This is a genomic window from Acidithrix sp. C25, from assembly GCF_904848545.2.
The window spans coordinates 1186194-1207834 of the sequence record NZ_CAJHCI020000010.1 but is presented as its reverse complement, the minus strand read 5'-3'; the positions used below and the strand labels follow the sequence as shown (position 1 = coordinate 1207834).

The following is a 21641-nucleotide window of genomic DNA, read 5'->3' as shown; positions in this document are numbered from 1 at the left end:
ATCTGTAGCCGGGTGATGGACGAGAAAGTCGCTCCACGATGACTTTTTTTGTGGAATTGTTTCGCTTTGAAGGTAAAAATAAGCGACATACAAACTAAATAAGACCTAAAAATATTGACCGAGGCGCAGGAGAATAACGTGACAGGTTTAGGCACCACAGCTTCTCGATAATTTCAAATAGTTAATCTCAGAAAGTGATGCAAGCTAAATCTAACACTTTTATTCCCAAATAACTAGGAGGAATTGAAAGTGTTCGTATGATTGTTTACCCTTCGGTTAGTTGAGCAAGATAATCATTTTGTTTATCTTGGCAGACAGATCCTAGCCTTCTACCGAAATAAAGAACTATTATTGTTGTCAATAAAGCAAAGTTTAGCAAGAGGTCTCCCCAAAAGATTATTAATTGTAATGGTGAAGTAAAGCTAATTTTGATTGAGTTATTTCCGGCTCTTACTTTGACTCCGGCCATAAAGTTGTCTACCAGGAGAACTTTGGTCTTGTGGTTGTTGACTGTAACTGTTTCACCGGGTGATATTTGTTGTCTAATTACTACAATTCCAGGTCTGTTGGCTTTGAAGCTTGCCGACATTTGAGACGAGTTTTCAGTGAAGTGTATTGAAGTCAAATTGACAGCATTATTTTGAAGAGTTTTTGATAGATTAGACGCCTCGATCGTTACTGAGTTCGAGGAGATGGCTATCGGATTCCGATTGCGATTATTAGAGTAATTGATTGTCTTTGGGACCCATAACGGAGTTCTATTTTTGCCATTTGCTATGTCGTAAATGAACTCAATTTGCCCTTGGACTAGCGTCTTTCCTAGTAGGCGAAGCTGAGGTTTGCGAAATCCACTCGTTGAATAGTTGTAGATCGTAAAATTCGGTTGGGTGCGCAAGTAAGAGAGCGTGCTCTTATATATTTGATCAAACGGAGCCAGTTGGGGCGCAGATGTGTCCGAGCTATTTGTGACGCTGATTGCCCATTTCAGGAGTGTTGTACCGCTTTTGTCAATTGTGAATGCCTTTTGTAGATCCGGTCGTGAGTCGTAGATATTCAAAAGTGTTGTGAATGCCTTTTGAAAGCTTTGTTGGGACACCTTTAGGCTTTGTGGAACATTTGAGATCTTTACAGCAGATAATGGAATTTCGCGGCTCAAATTTAATGGATTGGAGACAATGACAACTTCAACGCCGAGCGCTTTTAGCTCAGGTATTGTTTGATAATCTATGGGGACGTTGATCATCGCTGGAGCAAAGGGAAAGATCGGCGATTGCGGCTGAAATGGCGATTGATTTCCGAAATATTTTTTAAGTGAGTAGGCGTAGCCTTTAGGAAAATAAACATCAAATGCTTGAATACTCGGAATTGAATTCTTGATCAATATCGACGGAAGAAGAAAATTGAAGGGTGAGAAGGTAAGCGAGTTTTGGTAGCCGTTGTTGGTTAGGATTTGGCTAATTTTTCGTATTTGAGATGTGGGCACTTTAGTTGTATAGAAGGTGCTGGGTACCATGATTAGAATCATCCAAATGCTTACGATGGAGGCGACTGGAGCTCTAAATTTATTCGGTAGAAATACGATGACAAGGGGTAGCGCTATGAAAATCGCTATAATTGGTAGGTTTGTAGCGATTGTGGATGACAGATTGGTCTTTGAAATTATCGCAAAGATCGCTGGACCCTTTTTGAAAATGTCGAACCAAAGTAGTGCGATTATGCTAGCCGTCAATAGAAAGCCTGATATAAGCGGAAGTCGCCACTTCAATGCATCGATCCCAAATCCAGCCAGAATACATAGGGGCAGCCACCATAAAAATGGCAGGAATCGAACCATGGCTATTAGGTTCAGCGGAGGAAGTTGAAAGATGTTTAGTACCGAGAAAGTATCGTTGAATCCTAGTATCCCGAAGATGACTACTGCGGTCATGACCAAGGCGATCGCTCGATGATTGTCTTTGGAAGGTCTTTTTATAAATAGTGCTATCGGGGCCGTAGCACTCAGTCCAAAAAGAATTGGTGTTCCCGCGGTCCAAACGGTGTTGTTGATTTGCAAGGAGCCCGATGTTATTGCTTTGCCAAATGACCAGTAGTCAAAGAGTGACAGGAGCCAATACCGTGGGTTATGTAGCGACCAACTTTTGGTGTCTTGAAATGAATAATAGCTGGTTAGTGGTGTCAGAAATGGTACGATTGCAACTAATGCAGCAACGAAGCCCGCGATTAACGTAGCTGACCAAAGCGCTGCCATCGCTATCTTTGATTGCCAGGAGCCTTTAGTCTTTAGGATCATCGTCAATGTGATTAGCCCAATTGTGATGAGTTCAATCGGTAAGACTTCTACGAAGCCCGACAAGAACAATTGAGATGCAACGAATGTATTTATGGCGATCCACAGGTACTTATTGCGGTTTAGGTTGATTGCATCAATTAAATACGTGGAGCTTAAAGCGAGATAGGGCATCACCATAAGAGGATTGATCATATCTAGATTGAGATTTGCGATCGCAGGTCCGCTCAAGGAATACGATAGGCCAACTACGATCGAACCGAGGTAGCTAATATTGAGGGCGCGGGCAAAAAGATAGGAGCCGCACGCTCCAATAGTCAAGGCAACGACATTCCATATCGATAGATTGTGTGGAAAGAGAAGATGCAGTACTATCTCAGGCACAAACCAAGGAGCGGCTTGGTTTCCTGCCAGGGTGATTCCTAAACCTTCTTTGGGTAACCATATCGGCAGGTGTCCTAGCGACCAAGCATGGTTGACGGCTATTTCTTTATAGTAGGTTATCTGTGACCCAGCCACTGGGTCGGCCACAGAGTAGCTTTTAGGAATAATATTGGTGTCGCTAAAGAGACTCGCTTGCCCTAACAGGATTTTGTAATATCGGCCAAGAATGATTAGCGTCATTACCACAATTGAGGCAAGATCGAGTGTTTTGTCGCGTGACCCGTCCTTGCGTAGAATGCTGACAGGGGCTTGGTTTGCATGATCTATTGGTGTCTGATCTTTGATCGTTTTTATTGTCTAGCCCCTGTTTCTATGATATTTTGATTTATTTTTTGATTTTAGATATCGTTTACTTGTTGCAAATTGAATACGACACTGACCCGAAGATTAATAATTCGAGAAGTTATAAAGCTTTTATGTCTCGTTCGAATTGTTAGATTAGGATATCTTATCAGCTCAATTGTCGCCCTTAATTTTGCGATCAGTCATTATCTTTATATTAAATACTGAATTATATTAGTCCTTGCGAGACATGGATGGTCGATCACTTCATGGGCCAACCTTCAAATAGGGGTCTCGTATCTTGGATTGGAACTAAATTCTCATTTACTTTCTTCAAATTCAAAATCTATTGGGCATAGGTTTCTCTCTGTTGCGGTTTGATCGTCGAATTTTTGAGGTCAATTGGACTAGGGTCTCAGGACTAGGGGCATAACCTTTGACGTGGGTTTCGTGAAATAGCTATTAGATGAACGTAGTCTTAGTTGCACGCACTGGACTTTTGGACTCTTGGCTGAGCCGATTAATAAGCTTTGGCGACCGTAGTGAAAATGGTGAGCCGCGTAGTTTTCGCGATCGCTTAGCTAAAGTGCTGCATCTGGTTGCCGGGTCTTTTTTGGCTTATTACTTTTCAGGGAGTTACCTGACGCCGCAGGGTAAAGATATCTTGGCTATTGAATATTGAAGTATTGGCATCCCAGGATCTCCATTCGTCCCACTTCGAACTTATTAGCCTTCCAGTGAGTCCTGGTACGTTGTTATTCATTAGGAATAATATCAATTCCACGGCATTGTCCATGGAGTCGGCTCCATCTGATTTAGCCTGCACCATCCGTTTGAAGAATGATTCGCCAACAGCACTTGGTCCGGCTTTGATAACTTCATCTAGCATCGCAGTGTCTAGGAGACCTGGCGCTACTGCATTGATTTGAATGTTGTGCTCTTGAACCTCTAGGGCCAGTGTTTCCATCAATCGCACGACCGCTGCTTTGCTTGCGGCATAGCCTGAAATATTGGGCATCGGATTGGTTGCACCGCCCCCACTTAGTAGAACTATTTTGCCGCCGTTGTGCTCAAGCATCATGTCGATAGCAGAGCGAGCAACGTAGAAAGTGCCCATGAGATTGGTTTCGATAGTACGTATCCATTCGTCTGCCCTGATTGAGTTTGATGGCCCAAATGGTCCATAGATTCCAGCGCAGTGAACGACCGCAGAGGCAGGTCCGTTGTGATCAACTGCATTTTTGAAAAATTCAGTGACGCTTTTCTCAATTGACACATCGATTGAGTTTGCGTGATTGTTTTGTTTTGGGTTGAGCAGCTTTGAGATCGTATCAAGATCGACTCTCGAACGTGCACCAATGGAGACGTCCCAACCTAAGTTAGAAGCTCGTAGAGCAACAGCTGCTCCCAAACCCCTACTGGCGCCGGTGATGATCACATGCGACATATTTAAATTTGTCCTTTTCTAGGTTTGGTGTTTTAGTAAAGTGTAAAAATTGCAACCCGTTCATCCTTGAGTGGCCTGACGGTGAAGCCCTTATCCATGATAAGGAGCTAGCGGCATTGGTGGTTTATCAATGTGGCAAATTGTCAAACTATATCCGTCGCAACCTCCTCTTTGTTCGAGTGGAATCTCTAAAGAAGTGAGTAGGTATTTACAAAAGTTTCTAATGCAATGGATCGATGTGGTGGTTTGGGCTGAGGTCTGTAAGTCACGACTAATTCGGTTACCCTTGTGTTTCTAAAGGAGAAGGGTTCGCATGATTTTTTGTCAAGTGGCGAAGGTTTTACGTAGCCTTTGATCAAAGGTGATGTAACGGGCTCTGTGTTAGGGGGCTCGTCCGCATTCTTAGGTTCTGTTTTTGCTAAACATTTGATTTGGTCAGATTGAACGGGGTCAGATTGAACGGGGTCAGATTGAACGGGGTCAGATTGAACGGGGTCAGATTGAACGGGGTCAGATTGAACGGGGTCAGATTGAGATTTGGAAGTTTTAACTAGCGTTACTGGTTGGCAATCGTTCGATACCGAGATGGTCGCGATGTAACGCAGATGACACCAATGAGGGCCACTCGAATCTTTGAGTGGCCCTCATTGGAAAGTCTTGTTATGTTGAGAATTGGCTATTTGGATTTAGATTCTTGTCGAACGGAGTTCTTTGGTGGCTTGGCTGAATCGCAACTTGAGGAGTAGTACTATCCACGAGATTGGATCGCTAATAAGCTTTACCTTTTTACCTTGACTATAGTCTCTGGAGATGTAATTTATTGGAATCTCAAGTGGCACGAAGCCCAAGATCGCGAACTTACAGATAATTTCCCAATCGAGATCAAACCTATCACTTACGAGCTCTAGATGATCTAGGATCTCTCTTCGAAATACCTTCCACATCGTAAACGGATCGCGGATACGTACGTCAAATGCAAGATTGATCATGGTTGCAAAGATCCAATGCATAAGATTCATCGATTGAGCAAGCCAATTGTGTTTTCCAAATTGCCTGACCTTTTGACCCGGTCCGTGTCGACTTCCGAGGACGAATGACGCACGTCCATCTTCGATAGCGTCAACTAGTTTCCAAATGTCGGAGAAGACATATTCCCCATCAGCATCGAAAATCGAGATTATGTCACCCTTGGCATGGCTGATTCCGTTGCGCACAGCGTGACCTTTGCCGAATGGGCGCTCCTCAAGAATGACCAATATTCCCTTTTCATCCTGGAATTTAGTGACATATTCTCGCGAACCATCATCGCTCGCACTCTCTACGATTATCAACTCTAGGCGGCTATCTAATTTGTAGGCATCTTGAAATGATTTGATTGCCTCTTTAATCGTAGAAATCTCGTTATAAACCGGCATGATAACGCTTATGCGATCCGCACGCTGTGCGTAGTTATATTTGGCTTGTATCGTTCTCAAAATCTATGAATCCATCTTTTTACCAGTCGAACCTTAGTTCGTTGTTAGGTACGAGCTGAGGGCTAAGGGTCGACTGTAGCTATCTATATCAGTTGTTCAAAGCGAATATCCGGCTGCAGTAGCGTCGTTGTAAAACATTTGAACCGTCTCTAGGGAAAGATCGGTCAAATCTTTTCCAAGCATAGGTAATTTTTTCCAGAGATCTGGTGTCATAGTAATGATGTCGCAATTGGACTCTTGAGCTTGGATTAGATTTAGGATCTCGCGCGGACTCGCCCATAGCAATTTGTGCCCGACTTTGGTGTGGGTGATCTCTGACGATCTTTTCATGATCGGGATGGGATTAGTTCCGGTATCTGCGATTCGCCCCGCAAAGACCGATATTATTGCATCGACCCCAGAGATTAGCGCATTCGACACTCTCTCGACCTGATCTATCGTCATGAGCGCAGTCACGTTTATCTTGACTCCGTTGTCGGCGAGTTTATGAATCGTTTTTTCTAGGCTCTGTCCTTTGGTGTTAGTCACAGGTACTTTTACGAAGACATTTGGTGAAACTTTTGAGATGTCGATTGCTTGATCATAGATCTCTTGCTCATCGTCTGCGAATACTTCAAGCGAGAGGGGAAAGGGGCTAACCAGTTGAGCGGCTTCGAAGGCGAAGGCCGCGTAATTTTTAACGCCCGCCCTATTCATAAGTGTCGGATTTGTTGTGAATCCCTTTACAAGGGGGTTATTCATGAATTCTGCTATGGCGCTGAGATCTGCGGCATCTACGTAAAGGTCTAAATCGATTGTATTTGCTGTCAAGTTAGTTTCGCTTTCAACAGGTCTGTGATTTTAGGTTGGTACAATACAAGAATGCGTTTACGGTGATAAACGTTTACCAGTGGTTTTGATTGGATGCTTTTCAGATCTAAATTGTAGCGAGAACAAGGTGGCTATATGACCTACGTTGAGGACTTCTTGTCCGAAGCATCTAAAATTGCCCAACTGATTGACGTCAACAGTATCGAACGATTAGTTGATGTGATTTCTGACGTAAAAGGTCGGAACGGGCGGGTGTTTTTTGCGGGTTCCGGTGGGGGAGCAGGTCATGCCTCTCATGCTACCTGCGATTTTAGGAAATTGCTAGGGATTGAATCGTACTGTATCTCAGATAACGTAAGTGAATTGACTGCGCGCATAAACGACCAATCTTGGGAAGAATGTTACGTTGAATGGCTGAAGGCTTCGCGTTTTTCAAGCAATGATGCTGTTTTTGTTTTTTCGGTAGGAGGTGGCGACGCCGCCCGTAAAGTGAGCATGCAGTTGGTAAGAGTCGTTGATTACGCAAATTCCATTGGCGCTAGTGTCGTGGGCGTAGTCGGTAGAGATGGCGGTCACCTAGGGGAAAATTCAACGGCTTCGGTGATAATTCCAACGGTCAATGATGCCACGGTGACAACGCAAGTGGAGGGGTTTCAAGCAGTCATATGGCATTTGATTGTAGGACACCCTAAGGTGATCGAGTCCAAGCCGGTTTGGGAGAGCATTACTTCTAAATGAGAAATGTACTTATAACTGGCGGTGCCGGCTTTATTGGATCGAATTTGGCCGACCAATTGGTACGAATCGGATGCAACGTTAGGATCTTTGATAACTTTTCCACTGGTCGCGGCGAGTTTCTAGAGACGTCGAATGCAGATGTGCGACGTGGCGACCTGTTGGGGGACGTCGATGAGTTGCGATCGGCCATGGCGGGGATAGATACCGTATTTCATCTTGCAGCGAATGCAGATGTACGCGATGGGTGGAACAATCCCGATAGGGACGCCTATCAAAACGTTATCGCTACTTTAAATGTAGCTAACGCAGCAGCAGGCGAAGGTGTCATAGATTTTGTTTTTAGCTCGACTGGTTCGATCTACGGTGAAGCAGAGATCTTTCCCACCCCTGAGAATGTGGCGATACCAACTCAAACAAGTCTTTATGGTGCTTCCAAAATTGCAGCCGAAGGCTTTTTAGCCGCTTATGCCCATGCGAAAAAGCTTAGGGTTACGGCTTTCAGGTTCGTGTCAGTTCTTGGCCCTCGTTACTCACATGGTCACGTCATTGATTTTGTTAGACAGCTCGCTAAAGATCCATCCAAGCTTCATATCCTAGGAGATGGCAATCAGCGTAAATCATATATGCATGTCGAGGACTGCGTGAGAGCTTTGATCGACATTCGATCGGATTCTGGCTTTGACGTCTTTAATTTAGGTACACCCGAATTCTCAACGGTGAATTCTTCGGCTAGGTGGATTGCCTCAGTGATGGGTCTCAACCCAGACATTACCTATAGCGGAGGAGATAGGGGTTGGATCGGGGATAATCCCCTTATCTTGCTTGACGTCGATAAAGCAAAGCTCGCTGGATGGACAACTCAAAGGTCGATCGAGAGTTCTGTCAAGGACACCGTCAAATGGATTCTTGAAAATGATTGGATACTATGAGCCATGGCTAGCGTAAGCAAACGGTTTGGTCTAATCGGAGCCGGACTTATCGGCAAGAAGCGCAGCGGAGCTTTGGCCGAGCTTGGCTTTGAGATGGCCGGCGTCTTCGATATTGATGAGAGTCGGGCTAGTACTCTGGCGCACTCTTTTGGATCGGTAGCCAAATCAACCATCCAAGAGCTGATCTCCTCAGTTGGTAAGGATGGAGTCATTGTTGTAGCGACTCCTCATTGCGAGTTAACTAAGGCTGCAATGGCTGTGGTTGAATCTAATGTCAATCTTCTTCTAGAAAAGCCCGGTGCCATGTCGCTGGAGGATGTAACTTCTTTGATCGACTTTATAGCCCATTGTGGCTCAGACTCAAAGATAGCGGTTGGCTTTAATCATCGCTTTCATCCGGGGATCTTGGCGATGCGCGAAGCGATTTTCTCTAGAAGATATGGGCAAGTTAAATTTATTCGAGCTGTTTATGGCCATGGTGGTCGCCTTGGCTATGAACGCGAATGGCGATTTGATCCAGCTATTTCTGGAGGTGGCGAACTGTTAGATCAAGGCTCTCATCTGATTGATCTGGTGAGGTTCCTAACAGGGGAAGATCTTTTATATAAATTTTCAAGTATTTCGAACATCTTTTGGGGAGGCAAGGTTGAGGATAACGCCATCCTAAATCTTGTCGGCTCTAATTCGGGATTCGAAGCGCTTTTGCACGCTAGCTGGACAGAATGGAAGAACAAGTTTTTGCTAGAGGTCTTCTGCGAAAGTGCAAAGGTCGAGGTTTCAGGTTTGGGCGGTTCTTATGGCGCGGAGACCTTCCGGATATACGACATGGGGGAGAAGTTGGGGCCCCCTCAGATATCGTCCGTGGAGTTCAAACCAGACGATCTTTCCTGGAAGCGTGAGATAGTGGACTTTATCGGCGCAATAGAGGGAAATGAATCAATTGGCGCCACAGTCTTTGATTCTAGGGCTGTCTTTGAAATCGTTCAAAGGTCCTATGAGGCATGATAATTTCAAGAACCCCTTTGCGAATCTCTCTTGGTGGGGGTGGAACCGATCTTCCGTCGTTTTATCGAAGCCATGGTTCCGGGTTTTTAGTTGCAGCGGCGATTGACAAGCATATCTACATTGCAATACATCGCAATTTCGAGGATCGCTACCTCCTTAAATACTCTGAGATAGAGAACGTAGCCAAGGTCTCCGAGATTAGACATCCCATGATACGAGCTGTTTTGGAGAGACTTGATTCTCCAGGTGCTCTTGAAGTGACGTCAATTGCTGATATTCCGGCTGGAACGGGTCTGGGAAGTTCGGGTAGTTTTGGTGTTGGATTGGTAAGAGCGTTATCTTCTTATTCGAGAGATCCTCGCTCGGCTCAAGAGATAGCGGCAATTGCCAGCGACATTGAGATAAACGTCTTGAACGAGCCAGTGGGAAAGCAAGACCAATATATTGCTGCCTGTGGTGGAATTACTGCTTTTGAATTTCGCAGCGATGAATCCGTCTCGGTTACCCCAATTGTCATGCGCGAGGCCGATAGGCGTGATTTTGAGAGATCTCTGATGCTTTTTTATACAGGTATTAGACGTTCTGCTTCAGAGGAACTCAAGACGCTCGCCAGAGGGGCCGGGACCACTAAAGCAATTGTCGATAATTTAGAGTCGGTGCGCAAGGCGGGATATATTGCTGCTGAAGCTTTAGCAAATGGCGAAGTTGAAGGCTTTGGAAGAATGTTGACTCGCCAGTGGGAGCTGAAGTATCATCGTCAACCTTCATTGGTTCACGATGAGATGGATGTGATTATTCAAAAAGGGTTAGCTACCGGTGCTTTTGGCGGCAAGTTGATTGGTGCTGGAGGTGGCGGCTTTTTACTCTTTTCGACTGATCATCCAGCTAAACTTCGTCTTGCTATGGAGGAGAATGGCCTTCAAGAAGTTCCCATTGCGATTGATTACGAAGGAACTACCACCTTGAGAGCGTGGTAATGAACGTCGCAGTTGTTTTGGCGGGTGGTTTGGGTACCCGGATAGAGGCCTTGGCAAAGGGCAGACCGAAAGTATTGTTGCCCTTGGGTGGAGCTGATTTCCTAGAGTGGAAGTTAGCGGAATTCTATCAAAATAAGATTGATTCGGTCTTTTTATTGACCGGCAAGGGCTCTATGGCTATAAGTGCTTCGCTGTCGGTTAGAGATAGCGCGATTCCTGTTGCTATGGTAGACGATGGCCCAAACCTAAGAGGCACAGGTGGAGCCTTACTTAGGGCACTCGCATTTCTACCAGATAACTTTTTTCTTACCTATGGTGATACCTTACTGGATATTTCATATGAAGAGATCACAAGGTTTTCGAACCTAGATCCTGAGAGAAGAAGCGTCCTTGTGGTTTCAAGGCCACAAAATGGAGTCGATGGACGCTGCAATACTGCAATAGAAGGTGACCTGGTCAAGAGTCATTCCAAAGTGGATGTAGCTGATAAAGACTGGATTGATTTTGGAATTTCATTGCTAAATCGAGACCATATCTTAGATCTTGGTATTTCAGAGACGAGATTTGATCTGTCTGAGATTTACTCCCGATTGGCTGAGAGACAGCAACTTCGAGCGTTGCCCACAGAGGCGCTCTACTATGAGATAGGTACACCTGAATCGTTTGACTATGTTGAGCGGCATTTAGTCGATAAATCCGCTAGATCGAATTAGCTGTAATGATTCGCAGTGCATCGATAAGATCGTCCGCTTGGAAGTGTGGATAGTGGGATTCGCAGGTACGTCTTGGTCGACTATGACTAAGAAGCGATGGAACGCAAATCGACCTTACCCCACAAGCGACTCCCGCTTCGATATCAGAACTTCTATCACCAATCATCCAGCTTTGATTTAAATCGATACCAAGTCGCTCCGCGGCTTTAGTTAACATTCCGGGCAATGGTTTTCTACAGGTGCAACGGTCGTCTTTGTCGTGAATGCAGGTCGCAATACTTTCAATTCCAGGAATTCTATTGGCTATTAATGAATTTATTCTAAGGAGTTCATTTAGCGAAAGTAGATGGCGAGCGATGTCAGGCTGGTTAGTTACTACCACAACGCTATAGCTGAGTTGACGGAGTGACTCTACAAATTGCACTGAGAGTGGGTTGATGATTACATCAGCCCTGCTTCTTGGACTGCCAACAGTCTGGTCGCTTCGAACGACATTATCTATCAAAACTCCATCACGGTCTAAGAAAATTGCTCGCATTTGTCTCTCGTTATTTTACGCTACTTAACCAATCTCACCTTAGATGGCAGGCACCTACGGCGATGCTTTAGGTTTAGTAATGGTTTTTATCTAAGGTGAGATGGTTCCATGGACGCTGCCAGTTGGTATTTTGCTTCTTGCCAAGGATCCTGAGGTAACAGTGATTATCGAATTGTTGTTGGGTATTGGAAGTTCATTTAACTTGTATGACTTTGCATCTAGAGATCGATACTCGCATATGAGAATCTTCTAGAGGGGCTATCGAATTTTATTTGGAGAAATAAGTGATTCAGAGCGGATCAATATGAGGTTGTATATCTATTGGTAGAATCCATAATTTTAGAGTCTTGATTTGAAAATATTTTTCTTTTTGATTTTAATGTAGATCCTATATTGACTTTGCATTTATATATGAAGCGATTAATTTATGAAATATTTTTTATATTTAGCTTTGTTTTTCACTTATTTTTATAGGACTAGGTCCAGACTACAAACCGCTTAGATTGAGTTAGAGTGACTTGGGTGGTTTAAGGTGACGACTTCAAGCTTCAAATGTTAGATCGTTCCGAGGATGCTATTTTGCGGTGACATTCCTTACGGTGAGATGTTGAGAATCTATGATTATTCACTTTGATTCATCCTAGGCCACCTTGTTGACAATTTGAAACGTTGACAATTTGAAACGTTGACAATTGTTAACATTAGGTTTGTATCCCGAGTAGATTTTATAGCTTCATTTAGTTATTTTCTAAAGAGTGGACTAGATGTTTTAAATAGCGGCGATCTATTGCTATAAAGCATCTGGAAAATATCGATGTGGTTGTTATTTATCACAAGATAACTGTAATATTTGGGGGAGTCGGGATTGTTTTTGATGGATTAGATGGCGAAAGCTTCGTTGGAAATGATCTTGAGTCAATAGGAGGGATTCCCCAAGTTATTAGGGTTTCCGTTGAGATCGAAGCCATCGTTGTTTGAAGGGCAAAGGCAATGTCAACAACTGGAGACCCCGAGTTCAGATGGGAGTCTCTTTCACTTGATAGTTGTTGCTGTTGAAATTTCCATATGGTGATTATTACTCTAGGGCGCTGTGGACCTAAGCTATTGGGTGATGGCAATACTTGTTGGTACTCATAAAAAATTCCATGAGCATGACTCCGGAACTGATCATCCAGAGCGTCCAGAGCGTTTGGAGGCCGTACTAGAGGGTGTGGATCTGTCAGGGGTTGGTGAGGCGGTTATTCACTTCGAGCCAACTCCAGCCAAGATGGAAGATCTCTACCGCGTGCATGATAAGAACTATATCGATGCTCTGAGACGGTTCTGCCTTATGGGTGGCGGACGACTAGATCCTGATACCTCTGTCTCTGTGGCTTCATGGGATGCTGCCATCCTTGCGGCAGGAGCTGGATTAGATGCCATACGCCGCCTTGGTGACAATGAAGCCGATAGCGCTTTTCTAGCTGTTCGACCCCCGGGCCACCACGCCGTGATAGATCGTGCGATGGGGTTTTGTCTAATTAACAATGTCGCAGTAGCCGCCGCATCCCTTGCTAGCCAAGGTGAACGGGTGTTGATCTTTGACTACGACGCACACCACGGCAATGGGACTCAAGATATCTTTTATTCAAGTAAAGACGTAATGTACGCATCAGTTCACCAATATCCTCTCTATCCAGGTTCAGGACGCGCCTCAGAAGTTGGAGTTGGAGAGGGACTGGGAACCACAATAAATATCCCGGTTCCAGAAGGTACAACCGGTGCTACCTATTTTGGTGCGATCGAGCAGATCTTGATGCCCGCTATCGAGAAGTTCTCTCCAACCTGGGTAATAGCCTCTTCTGGATTTGATAGCCATATTGGGGATCCTCTTTGCGATCTGGGATTGACCTCAAGTGACTTTGGCTCGCTCATTACGTGGCTCTTTTCACTCGTTCCAGGGGGTCGGCGCTTGGCATTCCTAGAGGGCGGTTACGATCTAGATGCCCTTCGGTTGAGTACAGCCGAGACGATAGCGGCCATGGGGGGAGAGACTCTCCATCTAGAACGAGCCAGCGAGGGAGGAGCCCTTGTTGGAGTTTTGAATGCTATCAGAGAACAAAGGGCGCGATCACTGGAACTTTAAAGACTATGCAATTTGATAAATCGGAATTCGACGTTCGTGTTAGGGAGATCAAAGGCGAACTTCATACCTTAGTTGAGGCCTTTAGTCGTCACGAAAGAAAGATCTATCTAGTTGGTGGTTCGGTCCGCGACGCGATTTTGAGTGCGACCCATGACAAAATGAGTTACCCAAAGAGTGCATCTCACATGGGTGATAACTCTGTCGGAGATTTTTTTGGCGGTGATGGATCTCTAGAGGATGATCCAAGAACGGATGTAAGCCAAGCTTCGGCGGATCAATCAAGAGGTCCTTCGATTGACTATGACCTAACCACTGACGCCATGCCAAATGAGGTAGAGGCGATCCTTTCCTCTATCAGCCGCAAGGTTTGGACGGTTGGCGCCGAATATGGCACCATCTCAGCACTTATTGGTTCACGGATAGTTGAGATTACTACTCATCGAGGCGATCTCTATAGGAGCGATTCCCGCAAACCGGTGGTGACCATGCCAACTACCCTTGAAGAGGATTTGATCCGACGCGACTTTAGGATCAACGCAATGGCGCTAGATCTTTCGGATGAGTCGCCTTCTGTAATAGATCTCTTCGACGGGATGGGAGATCTCAGGCAAGGTTTGATTCGCACGCCTAGAGAGCCGGAGAAGTCCTTCGATGACGATCCCCTTCGGATGCTACGGGCTTGTCGATTTGCAGCGCAGCTGAACTTTAGAGTTGATGAAGGCGTTGTTTTGGCGATGTCACAGATGGCAAGTCGCATTGAGATTATATCGCCAGAGAGGCTTGCTACGGAGTTCAACAAACTTATGGTAACCCCAAAGCCATCTTTGGGACTTAGGATTCTTAACGACACCGGCCTTACGCATTTCTTTTTACCAGAACTCTCCCAATTGGCCCTAGAACAGGATCCGATTCACCACCATAAAGATGTACTTGAACATACTTATAGCGTCATAGATAAGACTGAAGCGAATTTGGAGCTGCGACTAGGGGCGCTCTTTCATGATATTGGAAAGCCAGCGACTCGTCGTTTTGAAAAAGGCGGAGTGACCTTTTACAACCACGACAAAGTTGGATCAAAGATGACCAAGAAGAGGATGCGGGCGCTTCGCTATTCAAGTGAGATGATTCAGAGGGTTTCGCGTCTCGTCTATTTGCACTTGCGATTTCATACCTATGAAGCGGGGTGGACAGATAGGGCGGTGCGACGTTATGTCGTGGACGCAGGCGATCTCTTAGATAATTTGAACGCGTTGACGTTGGCTGACTGTACCACCAGAAATGCAAATAAGGTGAGAGCACTAGAAGCTCGGATGCAACAGCTCAAGGTTCGAATCCAAGAGCTACGAGCCCAAGAGGAGCTAGATTCACTTCGCCCAGAGCTAGATGGAACCCAGGTTATGCAGATCTTAGGTATTGCTCCATCGAAAGAGGTTGGAGTTGCCCTTGAATTTCTTATGGAGTTGCGAATCGAAGAAGGTTTGATCGGTGAAGATCAAGCAACCAAGCGCCTCTTGACCTTTTGGCAAGAGCGAAATGGTCGGCTCTAAGACTAAGCAGGACTAAGTAAGTCGATCCAAAGCCAACCAAGATGATTCAGCGCCTTCATTTACCCATCAGGTGATTCAACATTCTTAAAGACGTAGGTCGATGGGTTTTGACTATTTAGTGGTTTTTGATTTGATCAAGGCGAGTCGCAGGTTCATCGAATCGAGCAAGACCTCTGCCGCGTGGATACGGCTTGATGGTTGCCAATTTGACGCCTTTGAAATGGCCTGATTTGCATTGGCTTGTGTGCCGCCCCAGGGAAAAGGGCTTAAATGGCGAGATTGGTTCTATTTGCTAACTCGATTTTGGTGAAATAGCAAATGAAGTGCTCTTGGAGTGCTAGCTTCGCTTCTCTATCGTTTTTTTACTTTGACAATTATGAAATCAGGTAGATCCTTGTCTTTATCTTGTTGTTGGGTTTTTTGTTTGATTTGATTTCTTATTGAGATCTCTTCAAAGGTATCGACATAAAGTCCCGCTCGTTGCACAAGCGAAAAGAGTTTTGAGATTGGCCTAAGCGATATCTTTTGTGGGAGTTCAAGGCCAAAGCCGAGCACTTGGGTATCGACGATGTGGCTTTCGAAGTAGCGATAGTCACTAGGAGGTTCGATCAGTGAATTGGTTATTAGCAAGGGATGGGCAACGCTGAAGATGAACGATCCAGATGGGCGTAATATTCTCTTTACACTTCGAAGAAGGCGATCTGGATCACTAGTTGACAATAAGCCCAGTGCGCTAATGACGGTGTCGGCCGAGTCGATGTTGATAAAGGCCAATTCATCGAGACCTCCATTGTGAACCTCATATCTAGGGCTATCTGGATCAGCCTCTTGAGTAAGTTTCGTTATAACTTCGGCGGATGGTTCTACAACTATGAGGTTTGAGATGACGTTGGTATATGGAGCGCTGACTATGCCTCCTATCGCACCTAATTCAACAACGCGGCAACTTCGAAGTGATCCAACGTTTCTTTCGATAGCTCCAAAGAGTGGGTTCATCTCGACCGTACCTAAATCTTGAGCGCCAGAATGGAAGTATTATTCGTCCAAAAGGCAGTCTTTTAAAAGAAATGTTAGCGCCCTTTGGCGACTTAGGGGTTGTCGAATTGGCTTAGGGATGCATGGATCTTTGATTTTGGATCCAAATTAATTTTGATGCAATATTGTCGTTACCTAGCTCGCACCCGGAGACTTGTCGCTAGGGGGTCATCTTTGAGTCTTTCTTTATTTGAGTCTTTCTTTATTTGAGTCTTTCTTTATTTGTCGGGTGCATTTGTCCTTAGCCAACGGGTGCAATAGAGGAGATTTTCTCGAATCTTCTAAGATAAAGCAAGATTGAGAGCTCTAATTCAAGTATTCATCGATCTTTATTTTTATCCAAGGTGAGTCGACTACGTTATTGCCAGAGATGAATGCAATGTTCATTTGTTCGATGTCGCCAAGTTGATAGACGACAATGGCTGGTTACCTAGTGAGGTTTTGTCGCCGTTAGAACAACTCGGGGACGGCGGATGACAACCAGCAGGAGTTCCAAGTTTGGCTTAGCCAGTTGTATTTACCGTATAGCGGCGTGATGAATGGCGAGACGAATAAGTGGTGCGTCAAGATTTTCTTTAGCCCAAGGGCTATCGTCAGAGCAAGATTTTAAAAAGAGGTACTATGACTGATCAAATTTCTCCGTCGCATTTAGATGGCGATCCTAATTGGTGGTCTCAGGCCAGCATCTATCAGATTTACATTAGATCCTGGGTGGACTCAAACGGGGATGGCATTGGCGATCTTAGAGGCGTTATCTCTAAATTAGGTTACTTAGCATGGCTTGGAATCGATGCAATCTGGCTTTCCCCGATAACTAGGTCTCCTAATTCGGACTTTGGATACGATGTTAGTGATTACATCGCCTTAGCGCCGGAACTTGGCAATGACAGTGATTTTGAAGCTTTGATCGCCAAGGCGAAGAGCTTTGGAATTAAGGTTTTTTTGGACATAATTCCAAATCATTCAAGTTCTAAGCATCCATGGTTTATTGATAGCCGATCATCTAAGGCTTCGAAATACCGGGACTACTACGTTTGGGCTCCGCCAAAGAGCGATGGTGGACCACCTAATAATTGGCTAGATGGAACGGGATCGAGCGCTTGGACGCTAGACGACGATAGCAATGAGTACTATCTTCATAATTTTTTGGCAGATCAACCCGACTTAAATTGGTGGAATCCAGCGGTCCACGAAGAGTTTGAGAAGATCTTGACCTATTGGTTTGATGCGGGAGTTGATGGCTTTCGTATCGATGTTGCCCATGGGATCTACAAAGATCGCTATCTTCGCGATGATCCGATCGCTATTGCGGATGTAATGGATGCACCATTTGGAGTGGCACCAATCTTTTCCAAGAACCGACCCGAGGTTCACGGACTCTATCGAAGATGGAGAGAAATCTGTAATGAATATGATCCTCCTAAGGTTCTCTTAGGTGAGACGTGGGTCAACAAACCAGAGACCTTGGCTCGCTTTTTTGGAGATGGTGACGAGCTGCAGCTGACTTTCAACTTTGGCTTTACGACCTCGTTATTTGAGCCAACCGCGATCCGTCGTTCGATCATGGGCGCTATTGGCGGCCTTCCAATGGGAGCTAGGGCTACATGGACTGGGTCGAATCATGATATTTCTCGCTTTGGGTCTCGGTGGTGTAATAAAGATAAAGACAAGATAAAGGTAGCGTTGGCGTTGATCTTTATGGTGCCAGGGGTGAGTGTCTTGTACTTTGGAGATGAGATCGGCCTGGCTGATTCAGATTTAGACGAGGCTGATCTTCTCGACAACATGAGCATTCAGGCCAGAAAACGCATCGGAAACGAAAAAGCTTTCCTACGAGATAGGGTTCGAACTCCGATGCCGTGGAATTCGCAGGTAAATCGTGGCTTTTCCAAGGGAGATAAGACTTGGCTTCCGATAAGCGACCCGATCTTCGGAGATGTGGAAGAACAGATCGCCGACCATTCGTCGATTCTGAATTGGAGTCGAGCGCTGATCTCTCTGCACTCGGAGATCTCCTTAGATGCCAAGATCGAAGAGATCGTCTTTTCTCCGGTCCAGTGGATCTATAGAATCGATAAATTTCTCGTCAATGTCACCTACTCTAGAGAAAATCTATATAAAACAGATCGCCTTGGTTTTGATCATCTTGAATTGATTATGACTAGTTTGGGAATGGATAGTCATGGTGAAGATGCTAAAAACGACGATTTGGCTAGCCACCGAGAACCAGTAGTTCGCGGCGCGGGGGAAGAAATCTGTGCCGGACTAGTTGGTGTGGGATCAACCGACGAGGCGCATCTTGAGGGTCCATTTGCTGTGGAGATCTATCGCATTATTGGTCAACCCAACGATGTTAGGTGAGGTTTGCTTGCGCCATTAGTTGGGAGCTAACTATTTGAGAGTTAATTAGAACCCAGCTAATCAGAAAATAGCCAATCGAGTCCATGTGAGTTAGCGATTGGAAAATTTCAGCTCGATCCCTATCGGCAATTGGTGAGGGTTGATCTAGTGGTTTTGTGTGGGTTTTTTCATAAATACGATTTTTTCTCTATATAAGCTAGTTTAAGTTCATTTTTAGTTGTTAAATAATTGTTTTATGTGATTATATCTCTATAAAGTGTTAGCTCCCATAGGTGGGCTCTTATCGACTGGCTAATTGCCCACCCAATTGACTATGAGTAAATAAGTGATTGGTTAAACGGACGAGGCACTTTGAGGCTCAGGTCTATTTGACTCAATTAAATTTGAACCAATTGATATGACGCGAGTACTCTTTGGTGGTTTTTCAGTTGGCTTTAATTGTTGGATCTAATTTTTTAAAGAATTAGCACTAGGAGATGTAACTTGGGCGGGTTACGGCGCGATTTTTAGCTTCACTTTCTTCGATTAGGTGAGTGTATCCAAAGTGAGAAATACCGTCCTCTTGGATTGGTCAAGTCGGCAGTGCGCGGTAATAATGGGCATTTAGTTGTCTGGGTCATCTTCGACCGCTGATCTTCGAAGATCTCTTTTTTATTCGGTTAGAGTCGCTGGTAGCGGTTCATTTTGGCTCTCTTGTTTGAGTGGTGTGAATATTTGTATTTGCATGGGTGATGGCCCGCCTGCTATGCGACGGTCGATAAAGCCGCTGTGGCGAAGTACGCTGTTATAGTAACAAGTCCAGAAATGCAGGTTTACTTTTCGTGCTCAGAGTAGAGAAACTCGATGTGAACCTTGGGGCCCGACAACTCGTCGGCGGCGCAAGTTTCTCAATCAATAATGGAGATAAGATCGCACTTGTCGGACGTAATGGGGCCGGCAAATCATCAATGCTGTCGGTGCTCATGGGTGATGCAGCAGCTGCCCTGTCTTTTAGTGGTGTCATAGAAGCCCAAGGTAGTGTGGGGTTTCTTCCTCAGGATGTAGACGATGAAGGTCTAGGTATGGAGCCATATGGCCTGTATCATGTCCTTTCAGCCAGGGGTCTGGATCGCATCGAACATGACCTAAGAGTTGCCCAAGAGCTCGTAAGCAAAGATCCAACCACTGAAAACATACAACATCTCGTTGATCTACAAGACGATTTTGGCCACCGCGGTGGATACGAGTCGGAGTCAGAGATCTTCAGGTTGGCAAAAGGCGTTGGCCTTGATGAAGATGTCTTATTGGCTGAATTGTCTTCTCTTTCGGGTGGTCAGCGTCGTCGATTGGAGCTTGTAAGAGTACTTTATCAAAAGCCAGAGACGATGATTTTAGACGAACCTACTAACCACTTGGACCTAAAGGCCAAGGCATGGCTAATGGCGGAGCTAACCGCCTTTGCCGGTGCACTGTTGGTCGTCTCCCACGACTTGGCACTATTGGATAAATCGGTAACTCGAGTCTTTAACTTAGAGAACGGAAAGCTGGAGCAGTTTAAGGGTAACTACTCTGCGTATCTTGCCTTCGTGGAAGAAGATTCAGCACGACGATTTAAAGCTTCCACTATGGAAGAAAAAGAGATAAAGCGTCTCAAAGAACTTGCTGATTCGATGCGCCACTCAACCGCATCACGAGCTAAGACCGCCCAGAGCTTAGATTCACGAGTTGAACGAATGCAGTCGAGTCGAACAGAGGTAAGGGCGGCTACCACCAAGATTAAATTCAAACTCCCTACACCACCAAGATCGGGTGTGACCGCTCTAGAGGTCGATAAGTTATCGGTACGATACGGAGAGTTGGTAGTTATACCTTCGCTTAGTTTGAGTCTTGAGCGAGGAACCCGACTGGTTGTAATTGGCCGAAACGGTGCTGGTAAGTCATCTCTGCTGAGATGTCTGGCAGGAGTTCAACAAGCTACATCGGGCACGATCAAATTGGGCCACAATGTGGCTATGGGCTACTTTGCCCAGGAGCATGAAGAGATCGACTATGGAACTACGGTTCTTGGTAATTTAGGGGATTCGATTCTCAAAGAAGAGCGAGAGCGTCGAGCGATCTTGGGATCTTTTGGACTCAAAGATGCCCACGTAAATGAGAATCCCGCTTCGCTCTCCGGTGGTGAGCGTACCAAGCTCTCATTGGCTAAGATCGCAGCTGGAAACAACAACCTTTTGATCTTGGATGAGCCTTCGAATAACCTTGATCCTCGATCGAGAGCGGCAGTAGGAGAGATGCTTCGCCACTGGAGTGGGACTTCGATTCTGGTGAGCCACGATCGAGCTTTTGTGGCTGCTTATCATCCATCACATGCCCTTATGCTGCCAGAGCGCAAGTTCACCTATTGGAAAGAGTCGATGTTGGAGCTAATCGAGTTGATTTGACTCTAGCGAAGGTTCTTTTGCCCCCGATTAATTTGTGTTGCGATTAATTAATTAATGTTGATGATGTGCCTTCTGTGTGTGCTGCTTGGTTTGGTTTGATCTGTTTAACAGAGTTGCTCACCAGAGTCATCTACCCATTTTTATCAACACCTTGGGATTTGATTGCAAATGGGTGGCTCTTATGAGGTGACCAGGTTATTTGTTTTAGATCGACATGGAGATTGCCAAAAGATGGCCTTTTGGGCTAAGTCTCAATTTTCCAACCTTGGGTCGGCAAAGTTTATCTAGTTTTGTCTTGGTTGGATCTATGTGGTTTCGGCGATGTAGTTATCAGTTGACGTTGTTGGCGAATATAGCCATTAGGTGATTTTCGAGGAATTTCCACACTAACTAGCCGTTAAGTAGGATTTCAATAAAAAATAGAGGCCAATAATGAGATAATTTCTCATCAAGGGCCTCTATAAATTTTGATTATAAAGCTGTCGCTGTAACCGTGGCCGTCGGCCCT

The 21641-nt window shown here is 45.2% G+C and carries 17 protein-coding genes; 11 read left to right on the top strand and 6 right to left on the bottom strand.

The features are described 5' to 3' along the window. Window positions 1–265: 265 nt before the first annotated feature. Together ACIDITHRIX25_RS80935 and ACIDITHRIX25_RS80930 are read right to left on the bottom strand one after the other, a co-directional pair. On the bottom strand, window positions 266–2911 hold the full coding sequence (locus ACIDITHRIX25_RS80935) for a hypothetical protein (RefSeq protein ID WP_201733505.1): 2646 nt from the start codon (window positions 2909–2911) through the stop codon (window positions 266–268). 730 nt (window positions 2912–3641) lie between these two features. Next, window positions 3642–4460, bottom strand: a complete 819-nt coding sequence (locus tag ACIDITHRIX25_RS80930) for an SDR family oxidoreductase (protein WP_201733504.1) — start codon at window positions 4458–4460, stop codon at window positions 3642–3644. A gap of 431 nt (window positions 4461–4891) precedes the next feature. Here ACIDITHRIX25_RS80930 and ACIDITHRIX25_RS80925 point away from each other — a divergent pair, with 431 nt between their 5' ends. Then, a complete protein-coding gene (locus ACIDITHRIX25_RS80925) occupies window positions 4892–5014 on the top strand; it encodes a pentapeptide repeat-containing protein (RefSeq protein ID WP_349632165.1) in 123 nt (40 codons plus the stop codon). Window positions 5015–5146: 132 nt separating this feature from the next. Here the strand turns inward: ACIDITHRIX25_RS80925 and ACIDITHRIX25_RS80920 are convergent, their stop codons facing one another. Continuing rightward, window positions 5147–5935, bottom strand: a complete 789-nt coding sequence (locus ACIDITHRIX25_RS80920; RefSeq protein ID WP_152626052.1) for a glycosyltransferase family 2 protein — start codon at window positions 5933–5935, stop codon at window positions 5147–5149. Between the two features lie 96 nt (window positions 5936–6031). Next, entirely contained in the window at window positions 6032–6745 is a 714-nt protein-coding gene (locus ACIDITHRIX25_RS80915; RefSeq protein WP_201733502.1) for a transaldolase, read from the bottom strand. Window positions 6746–6880: 135 nt separating this feature from the next. Here ACIDITHRIX25_RS80915 and ACIDITHRIX25_RS80910 point away from each other — a divergent pair, with 135 nt between their 5' ends. The 5 genes from ACIDITHRIX25_RS80910 to ACIDITHRIX25_RS80890 are packed head-to-tail and all read left to right on the top strand — an operon-like array spanning window position 6881 to window position 11107. After that, entirely contained in the window at window positions 6881–7483 is a 603-nt protein-coding gene (locus ACIDITHRIX25_RS80910; protein ID WP_052606078.1) for an SIS domain-containing protein, read from the top strand. Next, window positions 7480–8412 (top strand): NAD-dependent epimerase/dehydratase family protein, encoded by a 933-nt coding sequence (locus ACIDITHRIX25_RS80905; protein WP_201733501.1) that lies wholly within the window; start codon window positions 7480–7482, stop codon window positions 8410–8412. Before ACIDITHRIX25_RS80910 ends, ACIDITHRIX25_RS80905 begins: the two co-directional genes overlap by 4 nt. A gap of 3 nt (window positions 8413–8415) precedes the next feature. Further along, window positions 8416–9417 carry a Gfo/Idh/MocA family protein gene (locus ACIDITHRIX25_RS80900; protein ID WP_201733500.1) on the top strand — a complete coding sequence of 334 codons (1002 nt, stop codon included), beginning with the start codon at window positions 8416–8418 and terminating at the stop codon, window positions 9415–9417. Further along, entirely contained in the window at window positions 9414–10394 is a 981-nt protein-coding gene (locus ACIDITHRIX25_RS80895) for a GHMP family kinase ATP-binding protein (RefSeq protein ID WP_052606072.1), read from the top strand. The genes ACIDITHRIX25_RS80900 and ACIDITHRIX25_RS80895 overlap by 4 nt, the downstream gene beginning before the upstream one ends. Next, entirely contained in the window at window positions 10394–11107 is a 714-nt protein-coding gene (locus ACIDITHRIX25_RS80890; protein ID WP_201733499.1) for an NTP transferase domain-containing protein, read from the top strand. Before ACIDITHRIX25_RS80895 ends, ACIDITHRIX25_RS80890 begins: the two co-directional genes overlap by 1 nt. Here ACIDITHRIX25_RS80890 and ACIDITHRIX25_RS80885 read toward each other — a convergent pair. Next, the gene (locus ACIDITHRIX25_RS80885) at window positions 11094–11645 is read right to left on the bottom strand and encodes a D-glycero-alpha-D-manno-heptose-1,7-bisphosphate 7-phosphatase (RefSeq protein ID WP_201733498.1); all 552 of its coding nucleotides are present in this window, start codon (window positions 11643–11645) and stop codon (window positions 11094–11096) included. The two genes, ACIDITHRIX25_RS80890 and ACIDITHRIX25_RS80885, sit on opposite strands and share 14 nt — an antisense overlap. Window positions 11646–11745: 100 nt before the next feature. Here ACIDITHRIX25_RS80885 and ACIDITHRIX25_RS80880 point away from each other — a divergent pair, with 100 nt between their 5' ends. From ACIDITHRIX25_RS80880 to ACIDITHRIX25_RS80870, 3 genes are all read left to right on the top strand, one after another. After that, complete coding sequence (locus ACIDITHRIX25_RS80880; RefSeq protein WP_201733497.1) at window positions 11746–11898, top strand: hypothetical protein; 153 nt, start codon at window positions 11746–11748, stop codon at window positions 11896–11898. Between the two features lie 858 nt (window positions 11899–12756). Further along, on the top strand, window positions 12757–13770 hold the full coding sequence (locus tag ACIDITHRIX25_RS80875; protein ID WP_201733496.1) for a histone deacetylase family protein: 1014 nt from the start codon (window positions 12757–12759) through the stop codon (window positions 13768–13770). Between the two features lie 5 nt (window positions 13771–13775). Further along, window positions 13776–15317, top strand: coding sequence for a CCA tRNA nucleotidyltransferase (locus tag ACIDITHRIX25_RS80870; protein WP_201733495.1), 1542 nt, complete (start codon window positions 13776–13778; stop codon window positions 15315–15317). A 351-nt stretch (window positions 15318–15668) separates the two neighbouring features. On the opposite strand, the gene ACIDITHRIX25_RS80865 is transcribed toward ACIDITHRIX25_RS80870, so the two are convergent. Beyond that, window positions 15669–16313: a class I SAM-dependent methyltransferase gene (locus tag ACIDITHRIX25_RS80865; protein ID WP_201733494.1), complete on the bottom strand. Its 645-nt coding sequence runs from the start codon at window positions 16311–16313 to the stop codon at window positions 15669–15671. Window positions 16314–16973: 660 nt separating this feature from the next. Here ACIDITHRIX25_RS80865 and ACIDITHRIX25_RS80860 point away from each other — a divergent pair. Together ACIDITHRIX25_RS80860 and ACIDITHRIX25_RS80855 are read left to right on the top strand one after the other, a co-directional pair. Then, a complete protein-coding gene (locus ACIDITHRIX25_RS80860; RefSeq protein WP_201733493.1) occupies window positions 16974–18713 on the top strand; it encodes an alpha-amylase family glycosyl hydrolase in 1740 nt (579 codons plus the stop codon). 821 nt (window positions 18714–19534) lie between these two features. Then, window positions 19535–21133 carry an ABC-F family ATP-binding cassette domain-containing protein gene (locus ACIDITHRIX25_RS80855; protein ID WP_052606055.1) on the top strand — a complete coding sequence of 533 codons (1599 nt, stop codon included), beginning with the start codon at window positions 19535–19537 and terminating at the stop codon, window positions 21131–21133. Window positions 21134–21641: the final 508 nt, after the last annotated feature.